Consider the following 16,971-nt stretch of genomic DNA (forward strand, 5'->3'; position numbering starts at 1 on the left):
CGCCCTAGCCGGCGCAGTCTCTACGGCATGTTCGCGGCTTCGAGCGTGTCGATCGCGGGCACCCGCGTCGCGACGATCGCGCTGCCGTGGCTCGTCCTCACCGAGACCAACTCCCCCGCTCTCGCCGGCCTCGTGCTGACGGCGGAGATGGCGCCCTACGTCATCGCCAAGGCGCTGGGTGGACCCCTCATCGACCGCTACGGCCCACGGGTCGTCAGTGTCCTGGGCGACGTCGTCAGTGGCGTGTTCCTCGGCCTCATCCCGATCCTGTATGCCGTCGGGCACCTCTCGCTGCCCGATCGCGTTCCGCTGCTGCTGGGCCTCGTGGCCCTGGCCGGTGCGTTCCGCGGCCCCGGCGACGGCGCCCGCAACGCGATGATCCCTGCGGTCGCGGACGCCTCCGGCGTCCCCCTCGAACGCCTCACGGGCCTCGACAGCACGATCGACCGCGCGAGCGGGCTCCTCGGCGCGGGACTCGGTGGACTCCTCGTCATGGCGTTCGGCGCCGCCCAGACCGTCGCGGTGACGGCAGGGGCCGCGCTGTTCAGCGCCCTGGTCGTCGCGCTCTTCATCCCCCGGGTCACGCTCGGTGACTCGCGCGAGGGCGGCTCCTACCTCTCCCGCCTCCGGGCCGGGGCCTCGTTCCTGCGCCAGGACCGGCTGCTGCGCTCCATCCTGGCGATGATCACCGTGACCAACCTCCTCGAGGCCGCCTACCTCGGGGTCATGCTCCCCACCTGGGCCCTGACCAACGGCTACGACGCCGGGCTCGTCGGGCTGGTCGGTGTGCTCTACGGAGGCGCGGCCGTCGCCGCCAGCCTCGTCGCGACGACGATGGCCGGTCGGTTCAGCCGGCGCACGGCCTACCTCGTGGGCTTCACCCTCTCCGGGGCTCCGCGCTACCTCGTGCTGGCCCTCGACGCGCCGCTGTGGCTCATCATCGGCTCCAACGTCGTCGCCGGTCTGGGGGCCGGCTTCGTCAACCCGACGATCAGCGCGCTCTTCTTCGAGCGCGTGCCGCGCCACATCGTCGGTCGTGTGGGTTCGCTCGCCGACGCCCTCGCCTGGGCCGGTCTCCCGGTGGGTGGTGTGGTCGGCGGTGTGGCGGTCGCGGCCATGGGCGTCGCCCCGGCACTGGGCGTCGCCGGCGCGGTCTACTTCGTGTCCACCACCGTCTCCGGCCTGCAACCCGAGTGGCGCGCCATGGATCGGGCCCGTCCCATCCGCGGTGCTGGGCAGAACGTCGACACCTGACGAGCGCTCCACCGGGTGCCACCGGTCACGACGCCCCCGCGAAGAGCGACACCGCCATCGACGCGGCTGTCGGCACCGGGTGAGAGGCTGGACACCTCATGACGGCTGACGTTCTCGAGCGATTCTCCCCCGCCACCGCGGCGTGGTTCCGCGACTCCTTCAGCGCGCCCACCCAGGCCCAGGCCGGGGCCTGGGAGGCGATCAGCTCGGGGCACCATGCGCTCGTCGTCGCACCGACCGGCTCGGGCAAGACGCTGTCGGCCTTCCTCTGGGCGCTCGACCGGCTCGGCACCGAGCCCCTGCCGGCCGAGAAGCTGAGGCGCTGCCGCGTCCTCTACATCTCGCCGATGAAGGCCTTGGCCGTCGACGTCGAGCGCAACCTGCGCAGTCCCCTCGTCGGCATCGGTCACGCAGCGACCAGGCTCGGTGTGCCCCAGCCCGACATCACGGTGTCGGTGCGCAGCGGGGACACACCGGCGGGCGAGCGCCGCACCTTCGCCCGGGCACCGAGCGACATCCTCATCACGACGCCCGAGTCGCTGTTCCTGCTGCTCACCTCGCAGGCGCGCGAGGCCCTGCGCGGCGTCGAGACCGTCATCCTCGACGAGGTGCACGCCGTGGCCGGCACCAAGCGGGGAGCTCATCTGGCGCTGTCGCTCGAACGCCTCGACGCGCTCCTCGACCGGCCGGCCCAGCGGATCGGGCTGTCCGCCACCGTGGAGCCGGTCGACGAGGTCGCTCGCTACCTCGCTGGCGGTCGGCCTGTCGACGTCGTCCGCCCGCCGTCGACCAAGGAGTGGGAGCTCGACGTCGTCGTGCCCATCGCCGACATGTCCTCCCTCGGCGAGGTCATCGAGGACGACCTGAGCGGGCCGGCCTCCGGCGCCGCGCGACGCGCCTCGATCTGGCCGCATGTCGAGGAGCGCATCGTCGACCTTGTGGCATCGCACCAGTCGACGCTCGTCTTCGCGAACTCGAGGCGGTTGGCCGAGCGGCTCACCGCCCGCCTCAACGAGATCTGGGAGGAGCGGCTCGAGGCCGCGGCCGCCGAAGTGGCTGAGTCAGCGGGAAGCGACGGCGACGGCGGGGGCAAGCCGGTCGCGAAGGTGGGCGGACGGCATACCGGCTCGTCCTCGTCCTCCCGCACTCCCGCCCAGGTGATGGCCCAGTCCGGCGCCTCCTCGGGAGCCGCGCCCATCCTGGCGCGCGCCCACCACGGCTCGGTCAGCAAGGAGCACCGCCAGCTCATCGAGGAGGACCTCAAGGCCGGCCGCCTCCCCGCGGTGGTGGCGACCTCCAGCCTGGAGCTCGGCATCGACATGGGTGCGATCGACCTCGTGATCCAGGTCGAGTCCCCACCCTCCGTGGCGAGCGGCCTGCAGCGGGTCGGCCGGGCCGGCCACCAGGTCGGCGCCGTGTCACGCGGAGTGCTCTTCCCCAAGTTCCGAGGCGACCTCGTGCAGACGGCCGTCGTCGTCGAGCGCATGCGGGCCGGTGCCATCGAGTCGCTCCGGGTGCCCGCCAACCCGGTCGACGTCCTCGCCCAGCAGATCGTCGCCATGACCGCGCTCGACGACTGGACCGTCGACGACCTCGAGCAGGTCGTCCGCCGCGCTGCGCCCTTCGCGGGCCTGCCCCGGTCGATCCTCGAGTCGGTGCTCGACATGCTGTCGGGCCGCTATCCCAGCGACGAGTTCGCCGAGCTGCGCCCCCGCATCGTCTGGGACCGTGTGGGCGGGGTCCTCTCCGGGCGGCCGGGCGCCCAACGCCTCGCCGTCACCTCCGGCGGCACCATCCCGGACCGCGGGCTGTATGCCGTGTTCCTCGCCACCGGCGAGGGCACGGGCCGCCGCGTGGGCGAGCTCGACGAGGAGATGGTCTACGAGTCGCGCGTCGGCGACGTCTTCACCCTCGGCACGTCCACCTGGCGGATCGAGGACATCACCCACGACCGGGTGCTCGTCACCCCGGCGCCGGGCCAGCCGGGGAAGCTGCCGTTCTGGAAGGGCGACCAGCTGGGCCGGCCGGCCGAGCTGGGCAAGGCGGTCGGCGCCTTCGTCCGCGAGGTCGCCGGGTCCACCCCCGCGGCTGCTCGCGCCAGAGTCTCGGCCGCCGGGCTCGACGCCTGGGCCACCGACAACCTCGTCGGCTACCTCGACGAGCAGCGGGCCGCGACCGGCCACGTCCCGGACGACCGGACCATCGTCGTCGAGCGCTTCCGCGACGAGATCGGCGACTGGCGGGTCGCCGTGCACAGTCCCTTCGGGGGCCAGGTGCACGCCCCGTGGGCCCTCTGCGTCTCGGCTCGGATGCGCGAGCGGTTCGGGGTCGACGTGCAGGCCATGCACGGTGACGACGGCATCGTCTTCCGGCTCCCCGACCTCGAGTTCGACGGTGAGGGTTCGTCCGGCAAGGGGGCGGCCGCCGAGCTGCTCGAGCTCGTCCGGCTCGACCCCGACGACGTCCACGACCTCGTCACCGGCGAGATCGGCGGATCGGCCCTGTTCGCCGCCCGGTTCCGCGAGTGCGCGTCGCGGGCCCTGCTCCTGCCCCGGCGACGTCCCGACCGTCGTCAACCGCTGTGGCAGCAGCGCCAGCGGGCGGCCCAGCTGCTCGAGGTCGCCAGCCAGTACGCCTCGTTCCCCATCGTCCTCGAGACGGTGCGCGAGTGCGTGCAGGACGTCTTCGACGTGCCCGGCCTGACGGCCCTCATGTCCTCGATCGCCTCTCGTGAGGTGACGCTCGTCGACGTGGAGTCTGCGCAGCCGTCACCCTTCGCCCGGTCGCTGATGTTCGGCTACGTCGCACAGTTCCTCTACGAGGGCGACTCCCCACTCGCCGAGAAGCGCGCCGCCGCCCTCTCGCTCGATCCCACCCTGCTCGCCGAGCTGCTGGGTCGCGGCGAGGGCCTGTCGCTGCGTGACCTTCTCGACCCCGAGGCCATCGCCCGGACCGAGTCCGAGCTGCAGCGCCTCGCCGAGGACCGCCGGTGCCGCGACGGCGAGGACGTGGCCGACCTCCTGCGCACCCTGGGTCCGCTGTCGCTCCCCGAGATCGAGCGTCGGACCCGCGACACGGTGCCGACCCGCGACATCGGCGGCTGGCTCGTCGACCTCGAGGGGGCTCGCCGGGTCATCAGGGTCCGCATCGCCGGTGAGGAGCGCTGGGCCGCGATCGAGGACGCCTCGCGGTTGCGCGACGCCCTCGGGGTCTCGCTCCCCGTGGGCGTTCCCCAGACGTTCCTCGAGCCCGTGCCCGACCCGCTCGGTGACCTCGTGGCCCGCTTCGCCCGCACCCACGGGCCCTTCCCGACCCAGGCCGTGGCGCAGTGGTGGGGCGTGGGCCCAGCCGTCGCCCTCGATGCGCTGCGCCGCCTCGTCGCCACCGGGCGCGTCGTCGAGGGTGAGCTCCTGCCGACCGAGAGCGGTGGCGGGCAGCACGGTCTCGACCACTGCGACGCCGAGGTGCTGCGCACGCTGCGCCGCCGGTCCCTGGCGGCGCTGCGTGCCGAGGTCGAGCCAGTGGCGGCCGTCGAGCTCGCTCGGTTCCTGCCGCAGTGGCAGTCGGTGGGCGGTGGCCTGCGTGGTCGGGAGGGCCTCATCCGCGCCGTCGAGCAGCTCTCCGGGGCCGTCCTCCCCGCCAGCGCCCTCGAGTCGCTGGTGCTGCCCGCCCGCGTCGTCGGCTACTCCCCCGCGCTCCTCGACGAGCTCATGAGCGTCGGAGAGGTGTTGTGGCGCGGTCACGGGTCGCTCCCCGGTGACGACGGTTGGGTGTCCCTCCACCTCGCCGAGAACGCCGACGTGACCATGGCTGCTCCCGACGGCACCGAGCTGGGCGACCGGGCTCAGGCCCTGCTGGACGTGCTCTCGGGGGGTGGCGCCTACTTCTTCCGCGCCCTGGCCGACACGGTCGCGGGCACGGACGACGAGGTGGTCGAGGACCTTTGGTCGCTCGTGTGGTCCGGTCACGTCTCCGGCGACACTTTCGCGCCAGTGCGTGCCCTGCTCGCCGGTGGCCGCACCTCGCACAAGCGCTCCGCCGCCGGCCCACGCACCACCCGGTATGCCGGTCGCACCGGATCCCTGGGTACCCTCGGTGGCCGTCGGGGTGCCTCCCGACCCCTGTCCGTCGCACGCACCGCACCTGCGGTGGTCGCGGGCCGCTGGGCGCTCCTGCCCGAGGTCGAGCAGGATGCCACCGTGCGCCTGCTGGCGACGGCGGAGGTCCTCCAGGACCGCTACGGCGTCCTCACCCGGGGCAGCGTCGTCGCCGAGGACGTCACCGGAGGGTTCGCCGCCGTCTATCGGGTCCTCGCCGCCGCCGAGGAGTCCGGCCGGGTCCGGCGCGGATACTTCGTCGAGTCCCTGGGCGCAGCACAGTTCGCGACGACCGGAGCCATCGACCGGCTGCGGGCACACGCCCGGCAGCTCGGCGCCACCCCCGATCCCGTGGCGCAGCCTGCTCTCGTGCTCGCGGCCACCGATCCGGCCAACGCCTACGGCGCGGCCCTGCCGTGGCCCGACCGGCCCGTCGCCGAGGGTGCCGATCAGGCTGACGGCGCGGGCACCTCCGGTCGACGGGGCCACCAGCCCGCCCGCAAGGCCGGCGCCCTCGTCATCCTCGTCGACGGTGACCTCGTCCTCTACGTCGAGCGGGGTGGCAAGACCCTGCTCTCCTGGACCGACGACCCCACGACCCTCCAGGCCGCCGCCGATGCCCTCGCCCTGGCCGTGCGCGAGGGGGCCCTGGGTCGGCTCACCGTCGAGAAGGCCGATGGCGGCGCCCTGCTCGGCTCGGGCCATCCCCTCGTCGATGCCTTGGCGCAGGCCGGCTTCCACGCGACCCCGCGTGGCCTCCGGCTGCGACGCTGACGCATGACAAGGAGGCAGCTCGATGCCTGAGGGCGACACGGTGTGGCGGACCGCCACCCGCCTGCACCGGGCGCTGGCCGGCGAGGTGGTCACGTTGAGTGACCTGCGCTTCCCGGAGATCGCGACCGCTGACCTGCGCGGGACGACGACGGTCGAGGTCGTGAGTCGTGGCAAGCACCTGCTCCACCGGTTCGACTCCGGGGTGACCCTCCACTCGCACCTCAAGATGGAGGGCCAGTGGCGCATCGAGTCCCCGACCGAGACGACGCGATGGCTGCGCCGGGCGGACCTGAGGGCGGCCATCGGCACCAGCGCCTGGACGGCACTCGGACTTCGGCTCGGCCTGCTCGAGCTGTTGCCGACCCACCGCGAGGGCGACGTCGTGGGTCACCTCGGGCCCGACACGCTCGGTCCCGACTGGGACCTGCAGGTCGCCGCTGAGCGGGTCCTTGCTGCTGGTGGTCCCATCGGGTCGGCCCTGCTCGACCAGCGCAACCTCGCCGGCGTCGGCACGATGTATGCCGCGGAGACCCTGTTCATCGAGCGCCAGCACCCGTGGACCCCGGTGGCCGAGCTGCCCCGGGAGCGGGTCGTCGCGATCATCGATCGAGCGCAGCACCTGCTCGACGCCGGTCGCCTCCACGCGGTCCAGGCGCCCACCGGTGTCCGGCGCAAGGGTGAGGAGATGTGGGTCCATGCGCGCTCGGGTCGCCCCTGCCGACGCTGTGGAGACACCGTGCGCGTGGCGATGACCGGCCCCGCGGGGCAGGAGCGGACGATGTTCTACTGCCCGACCTGCCAGGGCGGCCTCGCTCCGCACGACGACGGACGGCCCCAACGTCCGCTGGGCTCCTCGTCAGCCGGTCGCCGCTCGCCCTACCGACGCGCCTGAGCGGCACGCCCGGCATGAAGGACGGTGCTCCGAGGGTGGCACCGACGACCGTGCCCAGTGTCGCCGGGTCGGACGCGAGCGGGTCGGTCAGGCTGCGGAGGCGGAGACCACGGAGGCCCGGTCGCCCACGGGCAGCGACACCGGGGCGGTGATCGACTCGACGCGGGCCACGCGCTGGGCGGTCTCGTCGAGGACCACCGACATCGGGATGTCGAGCGCCTCGCAGATCGCACCGAGGAGCTCCGAGGAGGCCTCCTTGACGCCACGCTCGACCTCGCTGAGATAGCCGAGTGAGACGGCACCGGCCGCAGCCACGTCACGCAGGGTGCGGCCCTGCTCCTGCCGCCGCTCGCGCAGCACCTCACCGAGCTCGTGTCGGAGCAGGATCATGATGGGTGCCTCCCTTCGGCGTCCGGGCAACTCGTCTGGAACCACGCTACATCGCATGGGTCCCCTCACGTCGAAGTGTTCCGCACGAAGTCCTATTCCTGCTGGTGGTTCGGCGTGGCGGTGCGAGGGGGTCCGGCGTGTCGCCACCGCACCCTCGGGGAACGGCTCAGGCGCCGTCCGCCGCCGACTCCTCCGTGACGCGCGACGCGCACAGGTCGAGGGCCGCGACGACCGAGGCCGCGCGGATGGTCTCGCGGCTGCCCGAGAGCTGCAGCTCCTGCACGGTCACCGTCCCCCGGTGCGCCACGGCGACGAAGACGGTCCCCACGGGGACGCCGTCCTGCGGTCCGGGTCCGGCCACGCCGGTGGTCGAGATCCCGACGTCGGCGTCCAGCACCCGGCAGATGCCCGCAGCCATCTGCCGAGCGACCTCGGCCTGGACCGGACCGCCGGCGCTCAGGAGTGCGCTGTCGACCCCGAGCTGCTCACTCTTGAGATCGGTGCCGTAGGCGACGATCGCGCCTCGCACGGTCGCGGACGAACCCGGAACCTCGGTGAGTGTCGCCGCGACGAGCCCTCCGGTGAGTGACTCGGCGGTGGCAATCGTCAGGCCCCTGTCGACCAAGGCCTGGACGAGGGCGCCCGGGCCGGCGGCGCGAGTTCCCACGCGCCCCTGAGCAGCACGACTGGCCCGCTTCATGGCGGCGCGCTCGCTGGTCTGCCGCAGTCGCAGAGCCTTCATCCCGATGTCCAGCCCGGTGCCCACCGTGACGACCACCGCGATCGCGAGCAGCGTGGAGGCGCCCCACCGCCACACGTCCGGCTCGGGGAACGTGGCAAGGGGCAGGCTGAAGAAGAACAGACCCAGGCTCTGCAGCACTGTCTTGATCTTGCCCCCACGGCCCGCAGGCATGACGCCGTGCCGGATGACGAAGAAGCGCATCACGGTGATGGCCCACTCCCGGACCAGGACGACGATCGTGACCCACCACCAGACCTCGCCCAGGAGAGAGAGGCCGACGAAGGCCATGCTCATGAGCATCTTGTCGGCGATCGGGTCGGCGATCACGCCGAAGTTCGTCACGAGCCCGCGGCTGCGCGCCAGGTCGCCGTCGATGCGGTCCGTCAGCGTCGCGAAGGCGAAGACCACGGCGGCCCACCAGCGCATCGCCGGGTCGGCCCCGTCCGAGCTGAGCAGCAGCACGCCGTAGACGGGGACGAGCAGGATCCTGAGCATGGTTAGGCCGTTGGGCAGATTCCAGGTGCTCACCGCGGTCGGCGCTCCACCCGGAGCAGGCGTCACGACGCAGACCTCACGCCGGGTCCGCGACGAGGTCGATGCCCTCGGTGGCGACGACGGTGGCGACGACGGTCTCGCCGATGGCGGCGTCGACGCCCACGACCCGCGTCGCGCCATCGACGTCCGGACCCTGGTGCTCGGCGCGCCCGAACACGTCGCCGCTCTCGTCGTCGACCCCCTCGACAAGGACCCGCACGCTCTCGCCGATGCGGTCCTCCGCCCGCTGCGCGGTGAGCTCCTCGATGAGGTCGGTGAGGCGTTCGACGCGGTCGGCGATGTCCTGGGGCGCGATCTTGCCGGTCAGCAGCTCACCCTCGGTGCCGTCCTCGTCGGAGTAGCCGAAGACACCGACGACGTCGAGACGCGCTGCGGTGAGGAACTCGGCGAGCTCGTCGACCTCGGCCTCGGTCTCACCCGGGAAGCCGACGATGACGTTGCTGCGGATGCCCGCGAGCGGCGAGCGCCGCCGGACGTCCTCGATGAGCCCGAGGAACGCCTCGGTGCCGCCGAAGCGGCGCATGCGACGCAGCAGCGGCGCGGAGGCGTGCTGGAAGGACAGGTCGAACCAGGGCATGACCTCGGGGATGGCCACCATCGCGTCCAGCAGGCCGGGCCGGACCTCGGCCGGCTGCAGGTAGGACACCCGGACCCGCTCGATGCCGTCGAGGCCGGCGAGCTCGGGCAGGAGCGCGTCCATGAGGGCCAGGTCGCCCAGGTCCTTGCCGTAGGAGGTGGAGTTCTCGCTCACGAGGAAGAGCTCGCGCACCCCTTGGGTGGCGAGCCAGCGGGCCTCCTCGATGACGTCGGTGGGTCGGCGTGAGACGAAGGAACCGCGGAACATCGGGATCGCGCAGAAGGCGCAGCGCCGGTCGCAGCCGCTGGCGATCTTGAGCGGGGCCCACGGGCCGGTCTCGAGCCGGGCACGGGGTGCCGCGTGACCCGGAAGGGCGACGTCGGCCGACGCCTCCTGACGCGTCACCGGTGAGAGCGGCAGCAGCTTGCGACGGTCGCTGGGCACATGGCTCGCGACCTTGCCGCCGTCGAGGATGGTGCGCAGGTGCGTCGACATGTCGGCATACGAGTCGAAGCCCAGCACGGCGTCGGCCTCGGGCAGCTCGTCGGCCAGCGTCTGGCCGTAGCGCTCGGCGAGGCAGCCCACGGCGACGACCTTCTGCGTCCGGCCGCTCTCCTTGAGGGAGGACGCCTCGATGAGGCTGTCGATCGAGTCCTTCTTGGCCTGCTCGACGAACCCACACGTGTTGACGACGGCCACGTCGGCGTCGGCGGCGTCGTCGACGAGGGTCCAGCCACCGGCCTGGAGGCGCCCCGCGAGCTCTTCGGAGTCGACGTCGTTGCGGGTGCAGCCCAGAGTGACGACGGCCACCGAGCGAGTGGTCGTGTCGGGTGCAGGCATGGGTCCACTCTAGTTGCGCGCGTGGTGCACTCCCGACGGTGCCGGGTCGACGTGTCCTAGGTTGGGGCGATGACGTCGACCGGCCAGCGCATCACCGACCTGCTCGCGAGCCGCCCCGTCTGGGACGGCCACAACGACCTCCCGTGGGCGGCTCGCGAACAGGTGGCCTATGACCTCGACCGCCTCGACCTGGGCACCGAGCTGGCCTCGACCCACACCGACCTCGTCCGCATGCGCCGTGGCGGCATGGGTGCACAGTTCTGGTCGGTCTACGTCGATGCCAAGTGGGCCGGCGAGCGGGCGGTGACCGCAACGCTCGAGCAGATCGACTTCGTCCGGACCATGACGACCCGGTATGCCGGTGAGCTGGCTCTCGCGGTCAGTGCGGCTGACGTGCGTGCTGCGCGCGCGAGCGGCCGCATCGCATCGCTCCTGGGCGCCGAGGGCGGTCACAGCATCGACTCCTCACTGGGAGCACTTCGCATGCTCCACGCGCTGGGGGTGCGATACCTCACCCTCACCCACAACGACAACGTCCCCTGGGCCGACTCCGCCACGGACGAGCCGGTGCTCGGTGGCCTCTCCCCCTTCGGGCGCGAGGTGGTGCGCGAGATGAACCGCGTCGGCATGGCGGTCGACCTCTCGCACGTGTCTGCCGACACGATGCGTGACGCGCTGGCCACCACGACGGCGCCGGTCATGTTCTCGCACTCCTCGGCTCGCGCCGTCTGCGACCACCCGCGCAACGTCCCCGACGACGTCCTCGCCCAGCTCCCCGCCAACGGTGGTCTCTGCATGGTCACCTTCGTCCCCAAGTTCGTCTCACCCGCCGTGCGCGAGTGGGACCTGGAAGCGGCGGACGCAGCGGCGGTCGAGGGCGTCCACTGGGCCGACCACACGGCATACACGACCTTCCTCGAGCGCCATCGCGTGAGGCATCCGCAGCCGGCGGCGACTCTTGACGACGTCGTCGCGCACGTCGAGCACGTCCGCGAGGTCGCCGGCGTCGAACACATCGGTCTGGGCGGCGACTACGACGGGGTGGGTGTGCTGCCCACGGGTCTCCAGGACGTGTCCTGCTACCCCCGCCTGCTCGAGGCCCTCGCCGAGCGCGGCTGGTCCGACGACGACCTCGGCAGGCTGACGTGGAGCAACGCCCTGCGCGTGCTTGAGGGTGTCGAGGCGACCGCACGCGACCTCGGCGGACGCGCTCCCAGCACTGCTCGGATCGAGGACCTCGACGGGGTCTGAGCCGCTCAGCCCCGGTTGCGCATGACAGTGAGCGCGACGAGGCGCGAGATCACCATGGCGACATACATGACGCCCGCGAGCTGCTCGATGATTGCGACCGCCCTCGCTTGGGAGCCAACCGGGAGGACGTCCGACAGGCCAACACTGGTGAGGTTGGCGCCCGAGAGATAGAGGAGCTCCAGGAAGGAGCGTTCGGCATCCTCGGTGTGGCCGATGAAGGACCCGGGCCACAGCTCCTGGACCGCGAGGAACAGGTAGGCGAACGCGAAGAGCAGCACGGTGAAGGCAGCCCCGACCGCGAACAGCTCGTCCTTGGTCACCCAGGCGTCCTCGAACATGTAGGCGACCAGGCCGTAGGCCGTGTAGAAGTAGAAGAGCGAGAGCGCCGTGTGCGCGAGGGGGACGACGACCGCGTTGTCGGGCGAGACGACGGTCCAGATCTCGAGGACGCCGGCGGGGAGGCCGATGAGGACCGAGAGCCACGTGAGCGCCGGGGTGCTCCGCACGGTGAAGACGGCGACGGTGAGCGCGGAGAGACTGAGGACCGAAAGCGCGACGCGGCCGTAGTCGAGGTCCTGGAGCCACGGCAGCAGCACGATGACGAGCAGCTGGACAGCCAGGAGGAACGCCGACGGCTGCTTGCGCAGCACTGCCGCCCAGCGCTGCGTCCGGGTCAGCGGCTCGCGCAGGTCGTCCCAGGAAGTGGTCTCCATGGCGTCACTCTAAGCGCCTCCGCCGGAAGGGGGCCCGACCTACGATGACGACATGCACCATGCCGCGTGGGTGATCGCACCGCTCGTCCTCGTCGGCGTCCTGGGGTTCAGCGCCGTGGCCAAGATGGGCAAGGGCGCCTCGCTCCAGCGGATCATCCGCAACCTGCACCTTCCGGAGTGGGTCCTCCCGGCAGCACTGGCCCGAGCCGTCCCCGGCATCGAGCTGGCACTCGCCGCCGGCCTGCTCGCCCCGTGGGCACCGCTCTTCGGTGTGGCCGCCGCGGCCACGCTGCTCCTCATGCTCGCCTACTGGGCCCTCATCGCACGCGGCCTGACGATCACCCCACGCCCCAGCTGCGGCTGCTTCGGTCAGGCCGGTGACCACCGCATCTCCGGGCGGACCCTCCTGCGCAACACGCTCCTCGTCTCGGCCGCGGCGGCGGCGCTCGGCCTGGCGGCGTCGGGTCGAACCCTGTGGTCGCTCGTGGCGGACTTCACCGCCGACGACGGCCTCTGGCTCGTCCTTGCCGGCCTGGCCTGCCTGGTGACGGCGCTCGTCCTCGGCAGGTTCGGGCAGTCGGATCCGATCGAGCAGGCGGAAGCGTTCGAGGGACCCGATGCCCTCGCGCCCGGTCTGTCCTTCGAGCCATCCCACGTGGACGAGGACGACTACGTCCGGAGCCCCACGCCAGAGCTCCTGCTCCATGACCCCGCGTCGGGTCCCGTGACGCTCCTCGAGCTCTCGGCGCGGCGGGCCCAGCTGCTCGTGTTCGTCAACTGCTACTGCGTCTCGACCCGAGGCATCGTCACCGAGCTCGAGGACTGGCAGGCGCAGCTGCAGGTCGTCGACGTGCGCATGGTCTTCTCCGTGCCCCTCGTCGAGTCGCTCCTCCCGAGCACCCCGCGGCTGACCCTGACCGACCACCGAGGCCTCGCGTGGCGGGCCCTCGGGCTCACGGGATCACCGAGCGCGGTGCTCCTCGGGGTCGACGGATTCCTCGCCGGCGGTCCGGTGGCTGGGTACGACGAGGTCCGCGACTTCGTCGCCGAGCTTGCCCAGACGCTGAGCGAGGCGCCGGCTGCCTCCGATGCGCCGGGGGCAGCGGATAGGCCTCCAGCCACCGTCGACGTCGGTCAGTCGGAGGGACAGCTCACCGGCGACCGGTGAGCTCCCACGCGTCCTCGCTGTCGTCCTCGTCCTCGTCCCAGGCCTCGACCTGGGGCCGGCTCTCGAGGCCGGCTGCGACCGCGTCGGGGCCGTAGCGGTCGGTCGGGACCTGCTGGGTCGGTGCCTTCGCCGGAGACATGGGCGGCGCGTCAATCGAGGGAGCGCCGTCCTGGGTCATCCCGTCGGTCGCCTCGTTGTCGAAGGCGGCGACGTCGTCCGGGATCTCGTCCCCGCGCAGGACCGCAAGGGTGGTCTCGAGGTCGTCGGGGCGCACGAGCACGTCACGCGCCTTCGACCCCTCGGAGGGTCCGACGACGCCACGGGACTCGAGCAGGTCCATGAGGCGACCCGCCTTGGCGAAGCCCACCCGCAGCTTGCGCTGGAGCATCGACGTCGAGCCGAACTGCGTCGTCACGACGAGCTCGGTGGCCTGCAGCAGCAGGTCGAGGTCGTCGCCGATGTCGTCGTCGAGGTTCTTCTTGGGCGCGACGACGGCGACGTCCTCGCGATAGGTCGGCTTCAGCTGGCCGGTCACGTGGGCGACGGCGTCCTGGATCTCGGTCTCGGTGACCCAGGCGCCTTGGACGCGCATCGGCTTGCTGGCCCCCATGGGCAGGAAGAGTGCGTCACCCTGGCCGAGGAGCTTCTCGGCGCCGGGCTGGTCGAGGACGACGCGGCTGTCGGCGAGCGACGAGGTCGCGAACGCCATGCGGCTGGGCACGTTGGCCTTGATGAGGCCGGTGACGACGTCCACGGACGGGCGTTGGGTCGCGAGGACGAGGTGGATGCCCGCAGCGCGCGCGAGCTGGGTGATGCGGACGATGCACTCCTCGACGTCACGCGGCGCGACCATCATGAGGTCGGCGAGCTCGTCGACGACGACGAGCAGGTAGGGGTAGGGCTGGATGACCCGCTTCGACCCCGGCAGCGGCTGGACCTTGCCGGACTTCACCGCCTTGTTGAAGTCGTCGACGTGCTTGTAGCCGTAGGCCGCCAGGTCGTCGTAGCGAGCGTCCATCTCACGCACGACCCACTGGAGGGCCTCGGCCGCCTTCTTGGGGTTGGTGATGATCGGCGTGATGAGGTGCGGGATACCTTCGTATGCCGTGAGCTCGACCCGCTTGGGGTCGACCAGCACCATGCGGACCTCGTCGGGCGTCGCTCGCATGAGGATCGAGGTGATCATCGAGTTCACGAAGCTCGACTTGCCCGAGCCGGTGGCGCCGGCGACCAGCAGGTGGGGCATCTTGGCGAGGTTGGCGATGACGTAGCCACCCTCGACGTCCTTGCCGACGCCCATGACCATCGGGTGGTGGTTGTCGCGCGCGACCCGGCTGCGCAGGACGTCGCCGAGGCAGACCATCTCCTTGTCGGGGTTCGGGATCTCGATCCCGATCGCGGACTTGCCCGGGATGGGACTGAGGATGCGCACGTCGGCGGACGCGACGGCATACGCGATGTTCTTGGACAGGGCGGTGACCCGCTCGACCTTGATGCCCGGGCCGAGCTCGACGACGTAGCGGGTGACCGTCGGTCCGCGGGTGAAGCCGGTGACCTGGGCGTCGATGCCGAACTCGTCGAGCACCGTGGTGAGCGCCTCGACGACGCGGTCGTTGGCCTCGGAGCGCTCCTTGTGGGGCGCGCCCTGCTTGAGGACGGAGTTGTCGGGCAGCGTGTAGGTGACGTCGCCGGCGAGGGAGAGCTGCTCGACGCGCTGCGGCAACGGGGTCGTCGGCGGCGCCTCGAGCCGGGTCGGCTCAAGCGGTGCCTTGACGGTCGCGCCCGGAGCGAGGACGCCCGGGGCCGTGGGGCGCTTCTCGCCGGGGCGCGGTCCGCCCTCCTCGGCCACGGGTGCGGACTCTGCGGGACGGTTCTTGCGGCCCTTGCCGCCGACGCGGTCCTCGTAGGCGACGATCGCGGCCTGCTCGAAGGCCTCGTCCCCGACGAGTGGCTCGTCGGGCACGGCGCGGCTCCGGCGCGGTTTCTTGGTCGGCAGCGCCTCGGTGTGGTCCTCGTCGTCGTGGGCCGGCTGGCCGAGGATCGTGGCACGCAGCTGGTCGAAGCGGTCGGGGATCTCGTGCACCGGCGTCGCGGTGAGCACGAGGAGACCGAAGATGCCGAGGAGGATGAGCAGCGGGATGGTGCCGTAGATCGAGACCGCGGTCTCGAGCGGGCTCGAGGCGAGGAAGCCGATGATGCCACCGGCAGCGCGCATGCCGTCGGCGCCGGCCGGCGGCTCGGGGATGCCCGCGGCGACGTGGACGACGCCGGTCGAGGCGAAGGCGAGGAGCGCGGTGCCGATGGCCATGCGGTTCGTCGCGGGGTGCTCGCGCGGGGTGCGCCACAGGTGGAGGCCGAAGAGGAGCAGGACGATCGGGACGACATAGGCGACGCGGCCGAAGGTGCCCGCGACGACGGCATGCGTGGCGTCGCCCACCATGCCGGCGAGACCCCACCACTCGCGAGCGGCGACGACGACGGCCAGGGCGATGAGGGTGAGGCCGGCTCCGTCGCGGCGGTGCTCGGGCTCGAGGTCGTGTCCGGCATGGGAGACCTTGCGGACGGTTCCCCCGGTGGCGTGGGCCAGACCCATCCAGGCTCCGCGCACGGCGGCCACCGGCATGGGGGTGCCGCCCTTGGCCGGGGCCTTCTTGCGGCTCGCGGGTCGGGCGGGCGCGCGGCGGTTGGCCGGTCGCCCGGAGGCCGGGCGGGAGCGCGCAGGAGAAGTCGAACGGGAGGCCATGCTCGCACCCTAGGCGAAAGTCACCTCAGACACACGCGTCACACGCGCCACAGCCCGCTCCCCTTTCCCCCGCCGCATTATCGGGTGACCCGATACTGGGCCGCTCCACCCGGGTTGGCAACTCGGGCGGAGGGGGCCTTTATCGGGTGACCCGATAATGCGGCACCTGGGCCGAGGGTCGGTTCGAGTACTCAGACCTCGGTGCGGCCGTCGTTGTCCTTGTTGCGGACGCCGATCTTGCTGCCCAGCCACACCAGCGGGTCGAACTTGCGGTCCACGACCCGCTCCTTGAGCGGGATGATCGCGTTGTCGGTGATCTTGATGCCCTCCGGGCAGACCTCGGTGCAGCACTTGGTGATGTTGCACATGCCGAGCCCGGCCGCGTCCTGCGCGAGGGCCCGGCGGTCGTGGGTGTCCAGGGGATGCATGTCGAGCTCGGCATAGCGCAGGAAGAAGCGCGGTCCGGCGAACGCCGGCTTGTTGTCCTCGTGGTCACGAACGACGTGGCAGGTGTTCTGGCAGAGGAAGCACTCGATGCACTTGCGGAACTCCTGGCCCCGCTCCACGTCGATCTGCTGCATCCGGCGCTTGCCGTCCGCGTCACGCTCCGGTGGCGCGAACGCCGGCAGCTCCTTGGCCTTCTCGTAGTTGTAGGAGACGTCGGTGACCAGGTCGCGGATCACCGGGAAGGCCCGCATCGGCGTGACCGTGATGACCTCGTCCTCCTCGAAGTCCGAGAGCCGGCACATGCACATGAGGCGCGGCCTGCCGTTGACCTCGGCGCTGCACGAGCCACACTTGCCGGCCTTGCAGTTCCAGCGCACCGCGAGGTCCCCGGCCTGCGAGGCCTGCACGCGGTGGATCGCATCGAGCACGACCTCGCCGTCGGAGACCTCGACGGGATAGTCCTTGATCTCCCCACCGTCCCTGTCCCCACGCCAGACCCTCAGCTTCAGCGTGTAGCTCATGCGCGTA

11 protein-coding genes are annotated in these 16,971 nt (G+C 71.8%); 5 read left to right on the forward strand and 6 right to left on the reverse strand.

Annotated elements, in window-relative coordinates; all coding sequences use genetic code 11:
• Positions 1-27 precede the first annotated feature (27 nt).
• The 3 genes from ACZZ98_RS00845 (at position 28) to ACZZ98_RS00855 (ending at position 7,017) form a co-directional block, all read left to right on the forward strand.
• On the forward strand, positions 28-1,254 hold the full coding sequence (locus ACZZ98_RS00845; RefSeq protein WP_463514513.1) for an MFS transporter: 1,227 nt from the start codon (positions 28-30) through the stop codon (positions 1,252-1,254).
• A gap of 98 nt (positions 1,255-1,352) precedes the next feature.
• Entirely contained in the window at positions 1,353-6,125 is a 4,773-nt protein-coding gene (locus ACZZ98_RS00850) for an ATP-dependent helicase (protein WP_463514514.1), read from the forward strand.
• 22 nt (positions 6,126-6,147) lie between these two features.
• A complete protein-coding gene (locus ACZZ98_RS00855; RefSeq protein ID WP_463514515.1) occupies positions 6,148-7,017 on the forward strand; it encodes a DNA-formamidopyrimidine glycosylase family protein in 870 nt (289 codons plus the stop codon).
• An 87-nt stretch (positions 7,018-7,104) separates the two neighbouring features.
• On the opposite strand, the gene ACZZ98_RS00860 is transcribed toward ACZZ98_RS00855, so the two are convergent.
• The 3 genes from ACZZ98_RS00860 to rimO form a co-directional block, all read right to left on the reverse strand.
• Complete coding sequence (locus tag ACZZ98_RS00860) at positions 7,105-7,407, reverse strand: helix-turn-helix domain-containing protein (protein ID WP_380085067.1); 303 nt, start codon at positions 7,405-7,407, stop codon at positions 7,105-7,107.
• A gap of 166 nt (positions 7,408-7,573) precedes the next feature.
• A complete protein-coding gene (locus ACZZ98_RS00865; RefSeq protein WP_463514516.1) occupies positions 7,574-8,710 on the reverse strand; it encodes a nicotinamide-nucleotide amidohydrolase family protein in 1,137 nt (378 codons plus the stop codon).
• A 10-nt stretch (positions 8,711-8,720) separates the two neighbouring features.
• On the reverse strand, positions 8,721-10,121 hold the full coding sequence (gene rimO, locus ACZZ98_RS00870) for a 30S ribosomal protein S12 methylthiotransferase RimO (protein ID WP_463514517.1): 1,401 nt from the start codon (positions 10,119-10,121) through the stop codon (positions 8,721-8,723).
• Positions 10,122-10,190: 69 nt separating this feature from the next.
• On the opposite strand from rimO, the gene ACZZ98_RS00875 reads away from it, so the two are divergent.
• Complete coding sequence (locus ACZZ98_RS00875) at positions 10,191-11,372, forward strand: dipeptidase (RefSeq protein ID WP_463514518.1); 1,182 nt, start codon at positions 10,191-10,193, stop codon at positions 11,370-11,372.
• A gap of 5 nt (positions 11,373-11,377) precedes the next feature.
• On the opposite strand, the gene ACZZ98_RS00880 is transcribed toward ACZZ98_RS00875, so the two are convergent.
• On the reverse strand, positions 11,378-12,085 hold the full coding sequence (locus ACZZ98_RS00880) for an ion channel (protein ID WP_463514519.1): 708 nt from the start codon (positions 12,083-12,085) through the stop codon (positions 11,378-11,380).
• Between the two features lie 52 nt (positions 12,086-12,137).
• Here ACZZ98_RS00880 and ACZZ98_RS00885 point away from each other — a divergent pair, with 52 nt between their 5' ends.
• Positions 12,138-13,253, forward strand: coding sequence for a MauE/DoxX family redox-associated membrane protein (locus ACZZ98_RS00885; protein WP_463514520.1), 1,116 nt, complete (start codon positions 12,138-12,140; stop codon positions 13,251-13,253).
• On the opposite strand, the gene ACZZ98_RS00890 is transcribed toward ACZZ98_RS00885, so the two are convergent.
• Both ACZZ98_RS00890 and ACZZ98_RS00895 read right to left on the reverse strand, forming a co-directional pair.
• Positions 13,237-15,876 carry an FtsK/SpoIIIE family DNA translocase gene (locus ACZZ98_RS00890; RefSeq protein ID WP_463517700.1) on the reverse strand — a complete coding sequence of 880 codons (2,640 nt, stop codon included), beginning with the start codon at positions 15,874-15,876 and terminating at the stop codon, positions 13,237-13,239. The genes ACZZ98_RS00885 and ACZZ98_RS00890 overlap by 17 nt on opposite strands.
• 311 nt (positions 15,877-16,187) lie before the next feature.
• Positions 16,188-16,964, reverse strand: coding sequence for a succinate dehydrogenase/fumarate reductase iron-sulfur subunit (locus tag ACZZ98_RS00895; RefSeq protein WP_463514521.1), 777 nt, complete (start codon positions 16,962-16,964; stop codon positions 16,188-16,190).
• Positions 16,965-16,971: the final 7 nt, after the last annotated feature.

It is taken from the genome of Knoellia sp. AC549, assembly GCF_979258975.1.

What these genes read in the sequence shown, in the direction of transcription:
- ACZZ98_RS00885 (WP_463514520.1), top strand. Translation starts at nt 12,138, where the DNA reads ATGCACCATGCCGCGTGGGTGATCGCACCGCTCGTCCTCGTCGGCGTC.
- ACZZ98_RS00880 (WP_463514519.1), bottom strand. Translation starts at nt 12,085, where the DNA reads ATGGAGACCACTTCCTGGGACGACCTGCGCGAGCCGCTGACCCGGACG.
- ACZZ98_RS00850 (WP_463514514.1), top strand. Translation starts at nt 1,353, where the DNA reads ATGACGGCTGACGTTCTCGAGCGATTCTCCCCCGCCACCGCGGCGTGG.
- rimO (WP_463514517.1), bottom strand. Translation starts at nt 10,121, where the DNA reads ATGCCTGCACCCGACACGACCACTCGCTCGGTGGCCGTCGTCACTCTG.
- ACZZ98_RS00860 (WP_380085067.1), bottom strand. Translation starts at nt 7,407, where the DNA reads ATGATCCTGCTCCGACACGAGCTCGGTGAGGTGCTGCGCGAGCGGCGG.
- ACZZ98_RS00895 (WP_463514521.1), bottom strand. Translation starts at nt 16,964, where the DNA reads ATGAGCTACACGCTGAAGCTGAGGGTCTGGCGTGGGGACAGGGACGGT.
- ACZZ98_RS00875 (WP_463514518.1), top strand. Translation starts at nt 10,191, where the DNA reads ATGACGTCGACCGGCCAGCGCATCACCGACCTGCTCGCGAGCCGCCCC.
- ACZZ98_RS00890 (WP_463517700.1), bottom strand. Translation starts at nt 15,876, where the DNA reads ATGCCGGTGGCCGCCGTGCGCGGAGCCTGGATGGGTCTGGCCCACGCC.
- ACZZ98_RS00845 (WP_463514513.1), top strand. Translation starts at nt 28, where the DNA reads ATGTTCGCGGCTTCGAGCGTGTCGATCGCGGGCACCCGCGTCGCGACG.
- ACZZ98_RS00855 (WP_463514515.1), top strand. Translation starts at nt 6,148, where the DNA reads ATGCCTGAGGGCGACACGGTGTGGCGGACCGCCACCCGCCTGCACCGG.